This window comes from Azospirillum sp. 11R-A, assembly GCF_049472615.1.
Classification (GTDB): Bacteria; Pseudomonadota; Alphaproteobacteria; order Azospirillales; family Azospirillaceae; genus Azospirillum; species Azospirillum palustre.
Map to the genome: position 1 here is coordinate 141,257 of NZ_JBCEBL010000010.1, position 15,804 is coordinate 157,060.

The 15,804-nt window shown below is 67.3% G+C and carries 15 protein-coding genes; 11 read left to right on the forward strand and 4 right to left on the reverse strand.

Annotated elements, in window-relative coordinates; translation table 11 throughout:
* Positions 1-119: 119 nt before the first annotated feature.
* From VH569_RS15990 to trmFO, 7 genes are all read left to right on the forward strand, one after another.
* Positions 120-638 carry a SixA phosphatase family protein gene (locus tag VH569_RS15990; RefSeq protein WP_423316223.1) on the forward strand — a complete coding sequence of 173 codons (519 nt, stop codon included), beginning with the start codon at positions 120-122 and terminating at the stop codon, positions 636-638.
* Between the two features lie 101 nt (positions 639-739).
* Positions 740-2,356, forward strand: a complete 1,617-nt coding sequence (locus VH569_RS15995; protein WP_423316224.1) for a CHAD domain-containing protein — start codon at positions 740-742, stop codon at positions 2,354-2,356.
* 158 nt (positions 2,357-2,514) lie between these two features.
* Entirely contained in the window at positions 2,515-5,382 is a 2,868-nt protein-coding gene (gene uvrA / locus VH569_RS16000; RefSeq protein WP_423316225.1) for an excinuclease ABC subunit UvrA, read from the forward strand.
* Between the two features lie 62 nt (positions 5,383-5,444).
* Positions 5,445-5,642, forward strand: coding sequence for a hypothetical protein (locus VH569_RS16005; RefSeq protein WP_200198396.1), 198 nt, complete (start codon positions 5,445-5,447; stop codon positions 5,640-5,642).
* A 133-nt stretch (positions 5,643-5,775) separates the two neighbouring features.
* Positions 5,776-6,081, forward strand: a complete 306-nt coding sequence (locus VH569_RS16010; protein ID WP_423316226.1) for a nucleotidyltransferase family protein — start codon at positions 5,776-5,778, stop codon at positions 6,079-6,081.
* Positions 6,069-6,476, forward strand: coding sequence for a nucleotidyltransferase substrate binding protein (locus VH569_RS16015; protein WP_423316227.1), 408 nt, complete (start codon positions 6,069-6,071; stop codon positions 6,474-6,476). The genes VH569_RS16010 and VH569_RS16015 overlap by 13 nt, the downstream gene beginning before the upstream one ends.
* A gap of 49 nt (positions 6,477-6,525) precedes the next feature.
* Complete coding sequence (gene trmFO / locus VH569_RS16020; RefSeq protein ID WP_423316228.1) at positions 6,526-7,869, forward strand: methylenetetrahydrofolate--tRNA-(uracil(54)-C(5))-methyltransferase (FADH(2)-oxidizing) TrmFO; 1,344 nt, start codon at positions 6,526-6,528, stop codon at positions 7,867-7,869.
* 37 nt (positions 7,870-7,906) lie between these two features.
* On the opposite strand, the gene VH569_RS16025 is transcribed toward trmFO, so the two are convergent.
* Positions 7,907-8,995 (reverse strand): phytoene/squalene synthase family protein, encoded by a 1,089-nt coding sequence (locus VH569_RS16025; RefSeq protein ID WP_423316229.1) that lies wholly within the window; start codon positions 8,993-8,995, stop codon positions 7,907-7,909.
* Here VH569_RS16025 and VH569_RS16030 point away from each other — a divergent pair.
* The 4 genes from VH569_RS16030 (at position 8,885) to VH569_RS16045 (ending at position 12,753) form a co-directional block, all read left to right on the forward strand.
* Positions 8,885-9,757 (forward strand): squalene/phytoene synthase family protein, encoded by an 873-nt coding sequence (locus tag VH569_RS16030; RefSeq protein WP_109050087.1) that lies wholly within the window; start codon positions 8,885-8,887, stop codon positions 9,755-9,757. The two genes, VH569_RS16025 and VH569_RS16030, sit on opposite strands and share 111 nt — an antisense overlap.
* A 70-nt stretch (positions 9,758-9,827) precedes the next feature.
* Positions 9,828-10,766, forward strand: a complete 939-nt coding sequence (gene hpnD / locus VH569_RS16035) for a presqualene diphosphate synthase HpnD (RefSeq protein WP_423316230.1) — start codon at positions 9,828-9,830, stop codon at positions 10,764-10,766.
* Positions 10,766-12,154, forward strand: coding sequence for a hydroxysqualene dehydroxylase HpnE (gene hpnE / locus VH569_RS16040; RefSeq protein WP_423316231.1), 1,389 nt, complete (start codon positions 10,766-10,768; stop codon positions 12,152-12,154). Before hpnD ends, hpnE begins: the two co-directional genes overlap by 1 nt.
* Before the next feature lie 5 nt (positions 12,155-12,159).
* Complete coding sequence (locus VH569_RS16045) at positions 12,160-12,753, forward strand: superoxide dismutase (protein ID WP_109446220.1); 594 nt, start codon at positions 12,160-12,162, stop codon at positions 12,751-12,753.
* 76 nt (positions 12,754-12,829) lie between these two features.
* On the opposite strand, the gene VH569_RS16050 is transcribed toward VH569_RS16045, so the two are convergent.
* Genes VH569_RS16050 through secD form a run of 3 tightly spaced genes read right to left on the reverse strand, consistent with a single transcriptional unit; the run spans position 12,830 to position 15,804 of the window.
* Complete coding sequence (locus VH569_RS16050) at positions 12,830-13,207, reverse strand: Mth938-like domain-containing protein (RefSeq protein WP_423316232.1); 378 nt, start codon at positions 13,205-13,207, stop codon at positions 12,830-12,832.
* A gap of 30 nt (positions 13,208-13,237) precedes the next feature.
* Positions 13,238-14,194 carry a protein translocase subunit SecF gene (gene secF, locus VH569_RS16055; RefSeq protein ID WP_109446224.1) on the reverse strand — a complete coding sequence of 319 codons (957 nt, stop codon included), beginning with the start codon at positions 14,192-14,194 and terminating at the stop codon, positions 13,238-13,240.
* Between the two features lie 11 nt (positions 14,195-14,205).
* Positions 14,206-15,804: a protein translocase subunit SecD gene (gene secD / locus VH569_RS16060; protein WP_423316233.1), complete on the reverse strand. Its 1,599-nt coding sequence runs from the start codon at positions 15,802-15,804 to the stop codon at positions 14,206-14,208.

Genomic DNA, 15,804 nt, shown 5'->3' on the forward strand with positions numbered 1-15,804 from the left:
AGTATCCCATATGCGTTACGGTTTCAGGACTCCCATTTGGTTAAACACTGCGACCTCTTCCCGCCTCGCCGATCCCGCCGCCTGCCCCCTCGCCCCTCCCCTGCCGGCCGATTTCCACCATGAAGACGCTGTTCCTGCTGCGCCATGCCAAATCCTCCTGGGACGATCCGTCGCTGGGCGACCATGACCGCCCGTTGAACGCCCGCGGAGAGAAGGCGGCCACCCTGGTCGGCGCCTATCTGGCCAGGCATCACGCGCACATCGACCTCGTGCTCTGTTCGACCGCCGTGCGGGCCGTGGAAACGCGCAAGCGGGTGATGACGGCGATGGGTACGCCCTATCCGCCGGTGGAGCATGAACGCGGCCTGTATCTGTGCGGCTCCCACACGCTGCTGGAAAGGCTGCGCGACGCTCCCGATTCCGCGACCGGCCTGATGCTGGTGGCGCACAATCCAGACCTGCACGAATTGGCGAACGCCCTGACCGGCAGCGGCGACCATGGCCTCCGCCACGATCTGGCCGACAAGTTCCCGACCGGCGCCTGCGCCGTTCTGGTCTTCGAGACGCTGCATTGGGCCGACCTGGAGATGGGCGCCGGCCGGCTGGCGGATTTTGTGCAGCCGCGTAAACTCTCTTAACCTGCGGCGGCGGTTGGAGTATCCACGGATCCACCTGATACGCTCCAGGCCAGTTCGGCCGCAAGGCCGTGCCCCGGCCGGATTCGGGAGGAAGCCGCCCCTTGACCCCCGTCAGCCCACCCACGGCACCGCCCAACAGCCCGCAGCCCGGACCCGACGCGCAGCCGGCCGCATCGACGTTCCGCGAGGTGGAGTTGAAGCTGCATGCGGCGACGGCGGATCTGGCACGGGTGGCGGCGCTGCCGGGGCTGCTGGCGATTGCCGACGGCCCGGCAGCGACCCAAAGGCTGCGCACCGCCTATTTCGACACGCCCGACTTCAAGCTCGCCGCCAACGGGGTGGCGTTGCGCGTGCGGCAGGAGGGCGACCGCTTCGTCCAGACCCTGAAGACCGTCAACAGCGCCAGCCCCGGCGATTCGGCCGCCGTCGCCGTGCGGCGGGAATGGGAGTGGGTCGTCGCCGGAGAGGCGGTCGATGTCGGCGTGCTGACGGATCCCAGCGTCGCCGGGCTGGTGCCGGCGGCGGCGCTCGATGCACTGGACTGCCTGTTCATCACCGACTTCCGGCGCACCACTCTGCTGCTGCGCCCCGATCCGCTGACCGCGGTTGAACTGGCCGTCGATGACGGCGGCGTCTATGCCGGCGGCAACTCCCTGCCAATCAGCGAAGTGGAACTGGAGCTGAAGGCCGGCAAGGTCGCCAGCCTGTTCGATCTGGCGCTGATGCTGCAATCCGCCATTCCCATGCGCATCGGCACCGAAAGCAAGGCGGAGGCCGGCCTGCGGATGGTCACCGGCAGGGCGCCGGGACCGGCGGAAGCCGAACCACTCGGCCTGTCGCCGCTGACCACGGTCGCGGAGGCCTATCGCCATATCCTGCGTCAGGCGCTGCGCCAGTTCCTTGCCAACGAGTCCTGTGCGCTGGCCGGCGGCGACGTGGAGGGGCTGCACCGCATGCGCGTGGCGCTTCGCCGGCTGCGCACCGCCCATCGCCTCTTCGCTCCGCTGATCGCCGCGCCGGAAGCCGACCGGCTGGTCGAGGAAAGCCGGGGGCTCGCCAAGAGGCTGGGACCGGCGCGCGGCTGGGACGTGCTGATGTCCGGCGTCCTCGCTCCTCTGCTTGCCGATCCGAAGGCGGCCCCGGGCATCGACCGCACGGCGTTGGAGCGGCTGGAATCGCTGGCCCGCTCCGCCGGGGCCGGTCCGGCACGCGAAGCGATGGCGGCGATTCTGGCGCCCGGCTGCACCAACACGGTCCTCGGCCTCGCCGCGTGGCTGGAGCATGGCCGTTGGATGTCGGAGGCGGACGCCGACCGGCGGGCCGTGCTGTCGGCGCCGGTCACCACGCTTGCCGGCGGCTGGCTGTCTGCGCGCATGGCGAAGCTCGGCAAGCCGGCGAAACCGCCGGAGGATGCCAAGGGGCGCGACAAGCTGCGCCGGCGGCTGCGCACGCTGCGCTATACCGCCGATTTCTTCCGGGGACTTTATCCGGAGGCGGCCACCCTGCCCTTCTTCGCGGCGCTGGAACAGTTGCAGGCGGCGCTGGACGCCGATCAGGACGCCGTTACCAGCGCCCGCATGCTCGCATCGCTGACCGGCGCCGATCCGAAGACGGGCGGCGCGGTGGCCGCCTGGATTGAGCGCCAATCCGAAAAGCGGCGCAAGGCGCTGCCCGAGCTGTGGAAGCGGTTCCGGGCCGTTCCGCCCTTCTGGTCATGACCGACCCGCGCGGGGCGCCGGTGGCAATACCGCGCTTGGCGCATATATCGTCAGCCGACTGGCGGCGGGGGCCATTTCCTCTGCCGGCCGATTTTCGTCATGCGTCGCGGCGCCTTGCCGCTTTCCATCCGGAAAAGCTTCGGGTAAAAGAACACTCCATGAACAAGTATATCAGCGTCCGCGGCGCGCGGGAACATAACCTGAAGAACGTCGATGTGGATCTGCCGCGCGACGAGCTGATCGTCATCACCGGCCTGTCGGGATCGGGCAAGTCGTCGCTCGCCTTCGACACGATCTATGCCGAGGGGCAGCGGCGCTATGTGGAGAGCCTGTCGGCCTACGCGCGCCAGTTCCTTGAGCTGATGCAGAAGCCGGACGTCGATTCCATCGAGGGTTTGTCGCCGGCCATCTCCATCGAACAGAAGACGACCTCCAAGAATCCGCGCTCCACCGTCGGCACGGTGACGGAGATCTACGACTACATGCGCCTGCTCTGGGCGCGCGTCGGCATCCCCTATTCGCCGGCCACCGGCCTGCCCATCGAAAGCCAGACGGTCAGCCAGATGGTCGACCGCATCTTGGGCATGCCGGAAGGCACGCGCCTGCTGCTGCTGGCGCCCTTCGTCCGCGGCCGCAAGGGCGAGTACAAGAAGGAAATCCAGGACCTGCGCAAGCGCGGCTTCCAGCGCGTGCGGGTCGACGGCACCATGTACGAGATCGACGAGGTGCCGGCGCTCAACAAAAAGCTCAAGCACGACATTGAGGTGGTGGTCGACCGCATCGTGGTCCGCGAGGGGCTGGGCAACCGTCTGGCCGATTCGCTGGAGACCGCGCTGGGGCTGGCCGACGGCATCGTCTGGGTCGAGAATGCCGAGACCAACGAGCAGACCGTCTTCTCGCAGAAATTCGCCTGCCCGGTCAGCGGCTTCACCATTCCGGAGATCGAGCCGCGGCTGTTCTCCTTCAACAACCCGTTCGGCGCCTGCCCGGCCTGCGACGGGCTGGGCAGCAAGATCTATTTCGATCCGATGCTGGTGGTTCCGGACGAGCGACTGACCCTCGCCAAGGGCGCCATCGCGCCGTGGGCCGGTTCGACCTCCAAATATTACGACCAGACGCTGGAGAGCATCTGCGAGCATTTCGATGCGTCGATGACGACGCCCTGGCAGGATCTGCCGGAGACGGTGCGCAAGACCATCCTGTTCGGCTCGGATGGGTCTGCCATCACCATGACCTATGACGACGGCCTGCGGCGCTACCAGACCAACAAGGCGTTCGAGGGCATCGTCAACAATCTGGAGCGGCGTTTCCGCGAAACCGACAGCGCCTGGACGCGCGACGAGCTCTCGAAATACCAGTCGTCGCAACCCTGCGAGGTCTGCAAGGGCGCCCGCCTGAAGCCGGAGGCGCTTGCGGTCAAAATCCGCGGCCGCAACATCTCCGAGGCGGCGGAGCTGTCCATCGCCGGCGCCGGTGCGTGGTTCAGCGAACTGAACGAGCATCTGCGCCCGAAGGACCGCGAGATCGCCTACCGCATCCTCAAGGAGATCAACGAGCGCCTTGGTTTCCTCAACGCCGTCGGCCTCGAATACCTGACGCTCAGCCGCGGATCCGGCACGCTGTCGGGCGGCGAGAGCCAGCGGATCAGGCTCGCCTCGCAGATCGGCTCCGGCCTGACCGGCGTGCTGTATGTGCTCGACGAACCGTCCATCGGCCTGCACCAGCGCGACAACGACCGGCTGCTGGAAACCCTGAAGCGCCTGCGCGACATCGGCAACACCGTCGTCGTGGTCGAGCATGACGAGGATGCGATCCGCAGTGCCGACTATCTGGTCGACATGGGTCCCGGCGCCGGCCAGCATGGCGGTTCGGTCATCGCGCAGGGGACGCCGGAGGAGGTTCAGAAGAACCCCGACAGCATCACCGCCCAGTATCTGAACGGCACCCGCTTCGTTCCCGTGCCCGACACCCGCCGGCCCGGCCATCCCGGCCAGTTCCTGGAGGTGCAGGGCGCACGCGCCAACAACCTGCAGAACGTCTCGACCAGGATCCCGCTGGGCACCTTCACCTGCGTGACCGGCGTGTCGGGCGGCGGCAAGTCCACGCTGATCATCGAGACGCTGTACAAGGCGGTCGCGCGCAAGCTGATGGGTGCCCGCGAGCATCCGGCCGAACATGACGCGGTGCTGGGCCTGGAGCATCTGGACAAGGTCATCGACATCGACCAGTCGCCGATCGGCCGCACCCCGCGCTCCAATCCGGCGACCTACACCGGCGCCTTCACGCCGATGCGCGACTGGTTCGCCGGCCTGCCGGAGGCGAAGGCGCGCGGTTACGGTCCGGGCCGCTTCTCCTTCAACGTCAAGGGCGGGCGCTGCGAGGCCTGCCAGGGCGACGGCGTCATCAAGATCGAGATGCACTTCCTGCCCGACGTCTATGTCACCTGCGACGTCTGCCACGGCAAGCGCTACAACCGCGAGACGCTGGAAGTCACCTACCGCGACAAGACCATCGCCGACGTGCTGGACATGACGGTCGAGGAGGGCAAGGAGTTCTTCAAGGCGGTTCCCGGCATCCGCGACAAGCTGGACACGCTGGAACGCGTCGGCCTCGGCTACATCCACATCGGACAGGCGGCGACCACCCTGTCGGGCGGCGAGGCGCAGCGCGTCAAGCTGTCCAAGGAATTGAGCCGCCGCGCCACCGGGCGCACGCTGTACATCCTCGACGAACCGACCACCGGCCTGCATTTCGCCGACGTCGAAAAGCTGATGGAGGTGCTGCACGCGCTGGTCGACCAGGGCAACACGGTGCTGGTGATCGAACACAATCTGGAGGTCATCAAGACGGCCGACTGGATCATCGACCTGGGGCCGGAGGGCGGCACCGGCGGCGGCGAGATCGTCGCCGAAGGCACGCCGGAAGATGTCGCGAAGGTGGAACGCAGCTATACCGGCCGCTATCTCGCTCCCTACCTAAAGGCGAAGCCGGTGGTGCGGAAATCGGCAACCCGAAAGAGGGCGTGAACAAACGCAAGCTGCGCCTTGTTCTTCCAGGCAGAATTCGCATTGCATGGGAGACGAGAGGCATGAGCAAGACGCTTCTGACCGGTGTGGGGGCCGCCCTTGGTGCGGCCCTGCTGCTGGCGGCCTGCGGGTCCGACAAATCCACCACCAGCACGACGACCACGACGACCACCACCCCCAGCTACGGCTCGACCACCGTGACGCCGGCCCCGACCGGTTCCACCACCGTCGAACGCAGCACGACGACCAAGAGCGAGTGAGCCTCCATTTCGGTTGACGCCCCAGGCTCCATGTTCTGACTGACTCCTGATCGACTTGCAGCCGGCCTTCTCCGCGAAGGCCGGCTTTTTCCAATGACCGCATGCAGTATCGAACTGTGTTAAACTGCGAGCCATGCTGAATCCTGTGCGCCTGCGCGCTCTCGAAACCGTGAAGCGCATCGTATTCGCCCGTTTGGCCGGACATCCTGCCCATGTCTACTTGTTCGGTTCCTGTGCCCGTGGCGACGCCGGGCACTGGAGCGATATCGACGTGGCCATCGACCCGCTGGAACCGCTGCCTCCCAACCTCATCGGGGAAATCGCCGAGGATTTGGAGGAAAGTACCGTTCCGTACTTCGTGGATGTGGTCGATCTCCATGCGGCACGGCCGGAATTGCGGCAGGAAGTCGAACGGGAGGGTGTCGAATGGAGACTATGAATCGGAAACTCGACACCGCATATCAGGCATTGACGCGGCTTAAGGAAGTGCTCGCCCGGCCAGCCGACGACGTTGTTCGCGACTCCGCCATCCTGCGTTTCACTCTGGCGACGGAAACGGTCTGGAAAGCCGCAAGATCGGTCATTGCCGATCAGATGGGTATGGAACGTCTGAACTCGGCAAGCCCCAAGGCGATGGTCCGCGAGAGCCAGATCGCAGGCTTCCTGACCGAGGAGCAGACGGAACTCGCCCTCGCGATGATGAACGACCGCAATCTGACGGTTCACACCTACGACGAGGAAAAGGCGGAGGACCTGTTTTCCCGCCTTCCTTCCCATGCCGCGCTCATTGAGTCCTGGATCTCGGCGATGCGGAGCGCCATAACCCGCCCCTGATCCGCCTGCTCTTCGCCCGCCTGCATCACACTGTGTTCTGGAAAGCCCAATGACCGACTCCCTTCGCCCCGTCCATGTCATCGGCGGCGGTCTCGCCGGCTCGGAAGCCGCGTGGCAGCTCGCCTCCCGCGGTGTGCCCGTCGTGCTGCACGAGATGCGGCCGGTCCGCAAGACCGAGGCCCATGATACCGACAAGCTGGCGGAACTGGTCTGTTCCAACTCCTTCCGGTCGGATGATGCCGAATACAATGCGGTCGGGCTGCTGCATGAGGAGATGCGGCGCTGCGGCTCGCTGATCCTGCGCTGCGCCGACGCGCACAAGGTGCCGGCCGGCGGCGCGCTCGCCATGGACCGCGACGGTTTCGCCGATGCGGTGACGGAGGCGGTCACCACCCATCCGCTGATCACCATCCAGCGCGAGGAGGTCGCCGGCCTGCCGCCGGAGGAGTGGGACAGCGTCATCGTCGCCAGCGGCCCCCTCACCTCCCCCGCCCTGGCCGAGGCGGTGCGCGTCCAGACCGGCGAGGAGTCGCTGGCCTTCTTCGACGCCATCGCCCCCATCGTCTATCTGGAGAGCGTCGACCTGTCGAAGGCGTGGTTCCAGTCGCGTTACGACAAGCCCGGTCCCGGCGGCACCGGCAAGGACTACATCAACTGCGCCTTCGAGAAGGACGAGTACCGCGCCTTCATCGCCGCGCTGATCGAGGGCGAGAAACTCGACTTCAAGGAGTGGGAGAAGAACACCCCCTACTTCGAAGGCTGCCTGCCGATCGAGGTTATGGCGGAGCGCGGCGTCGACACCCTGCGCTACGGCCCGATGAAGCCGGTCGGCCTGACCAATCCGCACAGGCCGGAACGCCGCCCCTATGCGGTGGTCCAACTGCGCCAGGACAATGCGCTCGGCACGCTGTACAACCTCGTCGGCTTCCAGACCAAGCTGCGCCATGCCGAACAGGCCCGCATCTTCCGGATGATCCCCGGCCTGGAGAATGCCGAGTTCGCCCGGCTGGGCGGCATGCACCGCAACACCTTCCTGAACAGCCCGCGCATCCTGGACGGCGCCCTGCGGCTGAAGTCGCTGCCCCGCCTGCGCTTCGCCGGTCAGGTCACGGGTTGCGAAGGCTATGTGGAGAGCGCGGCCGTCGGCCTGCTCGCCGGCCGTTTCGCCGCCGCGGAGCGTCTGGGCCACGAGATCAGCGCGCCCCCAGTGACCACGGCGCTCGGTGCCATCCTCGGCCACATCACCGGCGGGGCGGAGGCAGAAACCTACCAGCCGATGAACGTGAATTTCGGCCTGTTCCCGCCGGTGGACGACAAGATCCGCGGCCGCGACCGCAAGCTGGCCTACACCCGCCGGGCAATGGCCGACCTTGACGGCTGGCTGAAGGGCTGACCGGCGGGTATCTGCGGATTTCCGTATGGCGCGGGCGTCAGTAGCGCCCGCGCATCGCCGCCCAGCCCAGCCGAAGCTGACGGAACGGATTGGCCAGCAGGACGCGCGGGGCGAACACGTCGTTGCCCTCGCGCGCGATCACGCCCAGATGCAGGTCGGCCAGCGTCGCCGGCAGCAATGCCGGGGTCGCCGCCTTCGGCATGTCGCGGCGCAGGGCGCGGGCCTCGGCCAGATGCTTGCGTGCCGTATCGGCGATCTCCCCCACCACCGGCCGCAGTTCAGGCGTCGAGCGTCCGGCGAACAGATCCTCAGCTTTGGCGCCGTGGCGCTGCATCAGGTCGTCCGGCAGGCGCAGACGGTGCTGACGCGCCAGGAACGGCACCGCCCGCAGGATGCCGGACAGGGCATAGGCGATGCCGACATGGCGCCCGGCCGCCATCGCCGCCGCATCCCGCACGCCCAGAATCTCCAGCGCCAGCTTGACCAGCGGCGCCCCGGTCACCTCGGCATAGTTGACGAGACAGGTCAGGTCGGCCGGCGGCGTGTCGTCCAGATCGGCTTCCCGGGCGTCGATCAGCCGGTCGAACAGGGAACGGCTCAACCCCAGCCCGCGCGCCGCCTGGGCCAGCGGCTCCATCACCTCATGCCGGGGTACGGGTCCATCCTCATAGACGGCTTCGATCCCGTCGCGCCAGAATTGAAGTCTCATTTGGCCAAGGATCGGTTCACTGACCACCTCGCGCGTTTTCGCGATCTCGAGGTTGAAAGCATAGAGCGCGAACGTCGCCTCGCGCCTGTCGGCAGGGGTGAACAGACCTGCCAGAAAGTGGTCGTTGTCATATTTCCGAACCTCCCGTCCGCAATAGGACAGGTCGGTCGCAGCCTTCACCATGGGATGCCCGATTGGAAAAAGAGGGGAGGAGCGATGGAAGGACGGGCCAAAGCCTGTTGCTACGCCTATATGAAGCACACACGGTCGCACCGCCAGCCCCGACGCGCAGCAGGCAGGGATCCCATGACGGATTTCAACATCGCCCCGACGAAACCCCGCAAGACCGGTCCGGTCGCACGCAAGGACGAATCGGGAGAGAATTTCCCCGTCGCGTCCCGCCTGATACCGAAGCATCTGCGTCCGCATGTGATCGCCTTCTACCGCTTCGTGCGTCTGGCCGACGACATCGCCGACGATGCGGATCTCGAACCGGAGACCAAGCTGGCTTATCTGGAGGCGCTGGAACGGGCGCTGACCTCGGGCCAGGCCAAGCATGCCTATCTGAAGCCGGCCACCGATCTGCGGGAGAGCCTGCAAAAGACCGGCGTCAGCGACCGCCATGCCCGCCAGATCCTTCGCGCCTTCCGCCGCGATTCGGTCGGCGCCCGCTGCCACAGCTGGAGCGACCTGCTTCTCTACTGCCGCTTCTCGGCCAATCCGGTCGGCCGCTACCTGCTGGAGCTGCATGGCGAGGGTGTGGCCGCCGGGCCGGCGTCCGATGCGCTCTGCTCCGCCCTGCAGGTGTTGAACCATCTCCAGGACGCGCGGGAGGACTGGACGCAGCTCGGGCGCTGCTACATCCCGCTGGCCTGGTTCGACGAGGCCGGAATCAGCGTGGAGCGCCTTGTCGAAGTCGAGAGCGACGCCCGCATGCGCGCCATCTTCGATCAGGCGCTGGAGCATACCGACCGCCTGCTGGAACGCGCCGCCGCCCTGCCCGGCCTGATCCAGCATCGCGGCCTGCGGATGGAGGCGGCGGTGATCCTCAGCCTCGCCGAATCGCTGTCGCGGCGCCTGAAGTCCCGCGACCCGATGAAGACGCGGGTGACGCTGGGTGCGCATCACAAGCTGGCCGCCGTGGCGCGGGGGCTGGCGCGGAGCTTCTCCGCCGCATAAACTCCGGGGCCACACGTCGCGACGTGCACCGTCAGGCACGTCACGACGTGCAATGCCCAGGATGTCACAGATGACCCCTCCGCCGCTGGAGACGGCCCCGCTGGAACCGGTATCCACGACGTCGCCGGACAAAAATGCGCCGGACAGGACGGCGCCCGATACGGCGACCTCCGTCACTGCCAGGTCCGGCAGCACCTTCTATTGGCCGATGCGTCTGCTGCCCGCTTCCAAGCGGGCGGCGATGTTCGCCATCTATGCCTTCTGCCGCCGGATCGATGACATTGCCGACGAACCGGGCGAGCCTGCCGACAAGCGGGCCGCACTCGACGTCTGGCGGCGCGACATCCGCGACCTTTATGTCGGGGGTGCGCCCGGCGGCCCGCTGACCGCTGCGCTGAAAGGCGCCATCGAGCGCTACGGACTGCCACGGGCGGAGTTTGAGGCGCTGATCGACGGCATGGCGATGGATGTCGCCGGCGAGGAGGCCGGCGGCATGCAGGCACCGGATCTCGACACCTTGCGGCTCTATTGCCGGCGCGTCGCCGGTGCCGTCGGCATGCTGGCCATCCGTGTCTTCGACCGCGCCGACCCGGCCACGGAGCGTTTCGCCCTGGCGCTGGGCGAGGCCCTGCAACTCACCAACATCCTGCGCGATCTGGCCGAGGATGCGGAATTGCGCCGGCTGTACCTGCCGCGCGAACTGCTGCGGGCCGCCGGCATCGACGCCACCGACCCGGACGAGGTGTTGGCCAACCCCGCCCTGCCCAAAGCCTGCGAGGCGCTGGCCAATCTCGCGGAAGCCCGCTTCGCCGAGGCACGCTCCGCCATCGCCGGGCAGGCGCGCGGATCGCTGTGGGCCGCGACCGCCATGATGGTGCTGTACCATCGCCTGCTGACGCGCCTCCGCGCCGCCGGCTGGCGCGACCTGAAGGCCCGCGTCCGCGTCGGCCGGCGGGAAAGCGCCTGGGTGGCGGTGCGCTGCATGCTCGGCATCCCTCCGGCCGGCTGATGAGCGGCACCGGAACCGTCCATGTCGTCGGCGCCGGGCTCGCCGGGCTGGCTGCCGCCGTCCGGCTGGTGGAAGCGGGGCGGCGCGTCGCTCTCTACGACCAGGCGCCGCAAGCCGGCGGACGCTGCCGAAGCTTCCATGATGCGACGCTCGGCCGGCTGATCGACAACGGCAACCATATGGTGCTCAGCGGCAACCGGGCTTTGCTCGACTATGCCCGGCGGACCGGCGGATACCATGCGCTGGAGGAACTGCGGCCGGCGGCGTTTCCCTTCCTCGATCTGCGCAGCGGGGCTGCCTGGACCCTCCGTCCCGGTGGGCTATGGCTGTTCGACCCGGCCCGCCGGGTGCCGGGTAGCCGGCTGCTCGACTATCTTACCGCCCTGCGCTGCCTGACGGCCGGGCGGGCGCAGTCCGTTGCCGACCGCCTCCCCCCCGGTGGAGCGCTGTTCGAGCCGCTGTGGCGCCCTCTGGCGGTGTCGGCGCTGAACGGGCCGATGGAGCGCATCTCGGCCCGCCTGTTCGGCGCGGTGCTGCGCGAGACACTGCTCCGCGGCGAGGCAGCCTGCCGGCCGGTGCTGGCGCCGTATGGCCTCTCCGCCGCCTTCGTCGAGCCGGCCCTGGCACGGCTGCGGGCGGCCGGTGCGGCGCTGCATCTCGGCGCCCGGGTCGATCGGGTGACCTTCGATCAGGACCGCGTGAGCGGATTTGCTGCTGCCGGCAGCGCCGTGACGCTCGGCCCGCTCGACAGCGTGATCGTCGCTGCGCCGGCCTGGGTGGCGGAACGGCTGCTGCCGGGGCTGACCGTGCCGCCGCCGGGGCCGGCCATCGTCAATCTGCATTTCCAACTCGACGGGCCGGTGCGATTGCCGGGCGGCCTGCCCTTCGCCGGGCTGGTCGGGGGAACCGCGGAATGGCTGTTCGCCCGTGACGACCTGCTGTCGGTCACCGTCAGCGACGCGGATGCGCTGGCCGATCTGCCGGCCGAGGAGATCGCCGGCCGCCTGTGGGCGGAGATCGCCCCACACCTGCACCCGGCACCGCGACTCGGGGACCCGATTCCGCCCGTCCGCGTGGTGAAGGAGCGGCGGGCGACCCCCGACCAGTCTCCCGAATCGGTGATGCGCCGACCGGGGACGCGGACGCGCTGGAGCAACCTGACGCTGGCCGGCGACTGGACGGAAACGGGACTTCCCGCCACCTTGGAGGCCGCCGTGCGCTCGGGAAACCGGGCGGCGGAGGCCACTTTGTCGAATGGAAATAACCCTATACGACGTTCGAGAGTGTTTCCGGCCTTCACAAGCTTCCGTCATCGGCCTATTTGGACGGACGGAGGTGCCGTGCCCGCAAGGCACGGCCCGGAAGGACAATCAAATAAGAGAGGGTAAATCAAATGGCGTTCGAACTTCCGCCGCTTCCGTATGCGTACGACGCTCTGGCTCCGTACATCTCGTCGGAGACCCTGCACCTGCATCATGACAAGCACCACCAGACCTACGTCACCAACCTGAACAACCTGACCAAGGACACCCCGCTGGCCGACGCCAGCCTGGAGGAGGTCATCAAGGCCTCTGCCGGCGATTCGTCCAAGGTCGGCATCTTCAACAACGCCGCCCAGGTGTGGAACCACACCTTCTTCTGGCAGTGCCTGAAGAAGGACGGCGGCAAGATGCCGGCCGCCCTGGAGCAGCGCATCGTCGCCGACTTCGGCAGCGTCGAGAAGTTCAAGGAAGAGCTGACCCAGGCCGCCCTGACCCAGTTCGGCTCGGGCTGGGCCTGGCTGTACCTGGACGGCGGCAAGCTGAAGGTCGGCAAGACCGGTAACGCCGACACCCCGCTGGCGCACGGCCAGAAGCCGCTCTTCACCATCGACGTGTGGGAGCATGCCTATTACGTCGATTTCCAGAACCGCCGCGCCGATTTCGTGAAGGCGGTCATCGACAACCTCGCCAACTGGGACTTCGCCGCCGAGCAGCTGGCCGCGTAACGTTTCCTGTCGAGGTATGAAAAAGCAAAGGCGCCCTTTCGGGCGCCTTTGTCATTTCCGGTAAGAGTATTCGGATTTATACCGGCAGCATCGCCGCAGCCACCCGCCGACCTTCGGCAAGCAGGACATTGTAGGTCCGGCACACCGCACGGCTGTCCATCAGCTCCACCACGATGCCCTGCTCGCGCAGGGCCAGGCGCAGGGCCTTCGGAATCATCCGCATGGTGCCACCGGTGCCGAGCAGCAGAATCTCCACCTTCGGCTCCGCCGCCAGCACCGGCCCAAAATCCTCCACCGACAGGGAGGCGGCGTCGGTCACCCCCCACGCCAGGGTGCGGTCGGGCAGGACGATCACCGCGCCGACGCGCCACTGGCCGGAAATGCAGAACTGTCCCGGACCGTAGCCGTCGATGACCTGACGGTCCGACGGGATCATCGGCATGATGTCGGCCATACTGCCCTCTCCTTCCCCAAACGTCCGGCGTTACGGCGTGGTCGCCGGGGTGTTGCCCGCCGAAGCGGCATCGGGAGAACCGCGCCGCAGGCGATTCTCGCCGAGGAACAGCAAGATGGGGGCGGCAATGAACACCGACGAGCTGGTCGCAAGGATAACGCCGAAGATCAGCACGATGCCGAAGTCCTGCAGCGCCTCGCCGCCGAACAGCGCCAGCGGAATGATCGACAGCAGCGTGCAGACCGAGGTGCCGACGGTGCGGTTCAGCGTCTCGTTGATCGACATGTCGATCAGGTCGCGCAGCGGCATCTTCTTGTAGATGCGCAGATTCTCGCGCATGCGGTCATAGACCACGACCTTGTCGTTCACCGAGTAGCCCATGACGGTCAGGATCGCCGCCACGGCCGTCAGGTTGAACTGGATGTCGGTGATGGCATAGAAACCGACGATCTTGGTGATGTCGAGGATCAGCGTCACCACCGCGCCGAAGCCGAACTGCCATTCGAAGCGGAACCAGATGTAGACCAGCATCGCCAGCATGGCGAGGCCCAGCGCCAGCATGCCGTTGGCGAACAGCTCGCCGCTGACCGACGCGCCGACGGCTTCGACACGGCGGACCTGGGTGCCGGGGATGGACTGCGCCAGCGTGTTGCGCACCTTGTCGGCGGCGACCTGCTGGGCGGCGTCGTCGCCGGGCTGCCGTTCGAGACGGATCAGCACGTCCTGCGGCGACCCGAACTCCTGCAACGCCACCTGCCCCATACCGAGGCCGGACAGCGTATGGCGGAGCGAGGCGAAGTCGGCGGCCTGCGGCGTGCGGGCTTCGATGACGATGCCGCCACGGAAGTCGATGCCGTAATTCAGGCCGGGATGGAAGAACAGGACGATGGACGCGATTGACAGGATCGCCGACACGACGAGGCCGGCGATGCGGCCGTTCATGAAGGGGATCTTGGTGTTGTCGGGGACGAGGCGGAGATGGAACATCGGAAGACCTCTCAGACCGGCAACACGGCCGGACGCGTCCGGCGCAGCCACGTCACCATCATCAGGCGCACAAGCACCGTGGCGGTGAACATGGAGATGAGGATGCCGAAGGTGATGGTGACGGCGAAGCCCTTGATGGTGCCGGTGCCGAAGACGAACAGCAGCGCCATCTTGATGGCCGTCGTCAGGTTGCTGTCGACGATGGTGCTGTAGGCGCGGCTGAAGCCGGCCTCCATCGAGGCGAAGACCCCACGGCCCTTCTTCGTCTCCTCGCGGATACGCTCGTTGATCAGGATGTTGGCGTCGACCGCCAGACCCAGCGACAGCAGCACACCGGCGATGCCGGGCAGCGTCAGGGTGGCTTGCAGCAGCGACAGCGCAGCGAGCGTCAGCACGAGGTTGATGAACAGCGCCGAGCAGGCGAAGGCGCCGAACAGCCCGTAGCAGGCGATCATGTAGATGCAGACCATCACGAAGCCGACGACGACGGCGGTCAGGCCGGCGCGGATCGAATCGGCACCCAGGTCGGGACCGACGGTCCGCTCCTCGATCACCTTCAGCGGGGCCGGCAGCGCGCCGGCACGCAGCAGGACGGAGAGGTCGTTGGCGTTGGCGGCGGTGAAGTTGCCGCTGATCTGGCCGCGGCCGCCGGTGATCGGCTCGCGGATCACGGGTGCGCTGATGACCTTGTTGTCGAGCACGATGGCGAAGGGCCGGCCGACATTCTGCTTGGTCACCTCGGCGAACCGGTTGGCGCCGGCGGTGTTGAACTCGAAGTTCACCACCCATTCGCCGGTCTGCGGGTTGGTGCCGGCCGACGCGTTCTGCAACGTGGCGCCGTCGACCTCGACCTTCTTGCGGATGACGTATTTGGACTGGTAGCGGTCGCCCTCGGTCGACGGCAGGATCTCGGACCCCGGAGGAGCGCGACCGGTGCTGGGATCGGCGTTCACGTCGACCAAGCGGAAGGTCATCTTGGCGGTGGTGCCGAGCAGCCGCTTGATGCGGTCGGGATCCTCGACGCCGGGCAACTGGACCAGAATGCGGTCGTTGCCCTGGCGGGCGATGGTCGGCTCGTTCACGCCGGTCTCGTCGATGCGGCGGCGCACGATCTCGATCGACTGCTCGATGGCCTGGGTGGCGCGGTCGCGCAGGGCGACCTCGCTCAGCGCCACGGTCACCGTGCCGCCGTTGACGGTCACGTCGAGGTCCGGCTGACCGCCGCCCAGAGCCGTGCGGCCAACCGGGCTGGAGAGCTGGCGCAAGGCCTTCACCGCCTCCTCGGCCTGGGCCGGGTCGCGCAACTGGACGGTCACGGCGCGCTCGCCGGCGTTCAGCGCGGTATAGCCGACATTGGCGGTGCGCAGCTGCTGCCGAGCGCCGTCCACCAGACCTTCCACGCGGTCGCGGATGACGGTGGCCATGTCGACTTCAAGCAACAGATGCGATCCGCCGCGCAGGTCGAGACCCAGCGACACCCGGGTGTTGGCGTACCAGGACGGCAGCGCCGCCAGCGTGTCGCGGCCCATGAAGTTGGGCAGCATCAGGATGAACCCGGCGATGCAGGTCGCCAGGATCAGGTAAATCTTCCAGCGCGAAAAATAGAGCAT

Bases quoted from the DNA above. Each gene is read 5' to 3' on its own strand.
- VH569_RS15990 (WP_423316223.1), top strand. From the start codon at position 120: ATGAAGACGCTGTTCCTGCTGCGCCATGCCAAATCCTCCTGGGACGAT.
- uvrA (WP_423316225.1), top strand. From the start codon at position 2,515: ATGAACAAGTATATCAGCGTCCGCGGCGCGCGGGAACATAACCTGAAG.
- VH569_RS16005 (WP_200198396.1), top strand. From the start codon at position 5,445: ATGAGCAAGACGCTTCTGACCGGTGTGGGGGCCGCCCTTGGTGCGGCC.
- VH569_RS16010 (WP_423316226.1), top strand. From the start codon at position 5,776: ATGCTGAATCCTGTGCGCCTGCGCGCTCTCGAAACCGTGAAGCGCATC.
- VH569_RS16015 (WP_423316227.1), top strand. From the start codon at position 6,069: ATGGAGACTATGAATCGGAAACTCGACACCGCATATCAGGCATTGACG.
- trmFO (WP_423316228.1), top strand. From the start codon at position 6,526: ATGACCGACTCCCTTCGCCCCGTCCATGTCATCGGCGGCGGTCTCGCC.
- VH569_RS16030 (WP_109050087.1), top strand. From the start codon at position 8,885: ATGACGGATTTCAACATCGCCCCGACGAAACCCCGCAAGACCGGTCCG.
- VH569_RS16025 (WP_423316229.1), bottom strand. From the start codon at position 8,995: ATGCTTCGGTATCAGGCGGGACGCGACGGGGAAATTCTCTCCCGATTC.
- hpnD (WP_423316230.1), top strand. From the start codon at position 9,828: ATGACCCCTCCGCCGCTGGAGACGGCCCCGCTGGAACCGGTATCCACG.
- hpnE (WP_423316231.1), top strand. From the start codon at position 10,766: ATGAGCGGCACCGGAACCGTCCATGTCGTCGGCGCCGGGCTCGCCGGG.
- VH569_RS16045 (WP_109446220.1), top strand. From the start codon at position 12,160: ATGGCGTTCGAACTTCCGCCGCTTCCGTATGCGTACGACGCTCTGGCT.
- VH569_RS16050 (WP_423316232.1), bottom strand. From the start codon at position 13,207: ATGGCCGACATCATGCCGATGATCCCGTCGGACCGTCAGGTCATCGAC.
- secF (WP_109446224.1), bottom strand. From the start codon at position 14,194: ATGTTCCATCTCCGCCTCGTCCCCGACAACACCAAGATCCCCTTCATG.
- secD (WP_423316233.1), bottom strand. From the start codon at position 15,804: ATGCTCTATTTTTCGCGCTGGAAGATTTACCTGATCCTGGCGACCTGC.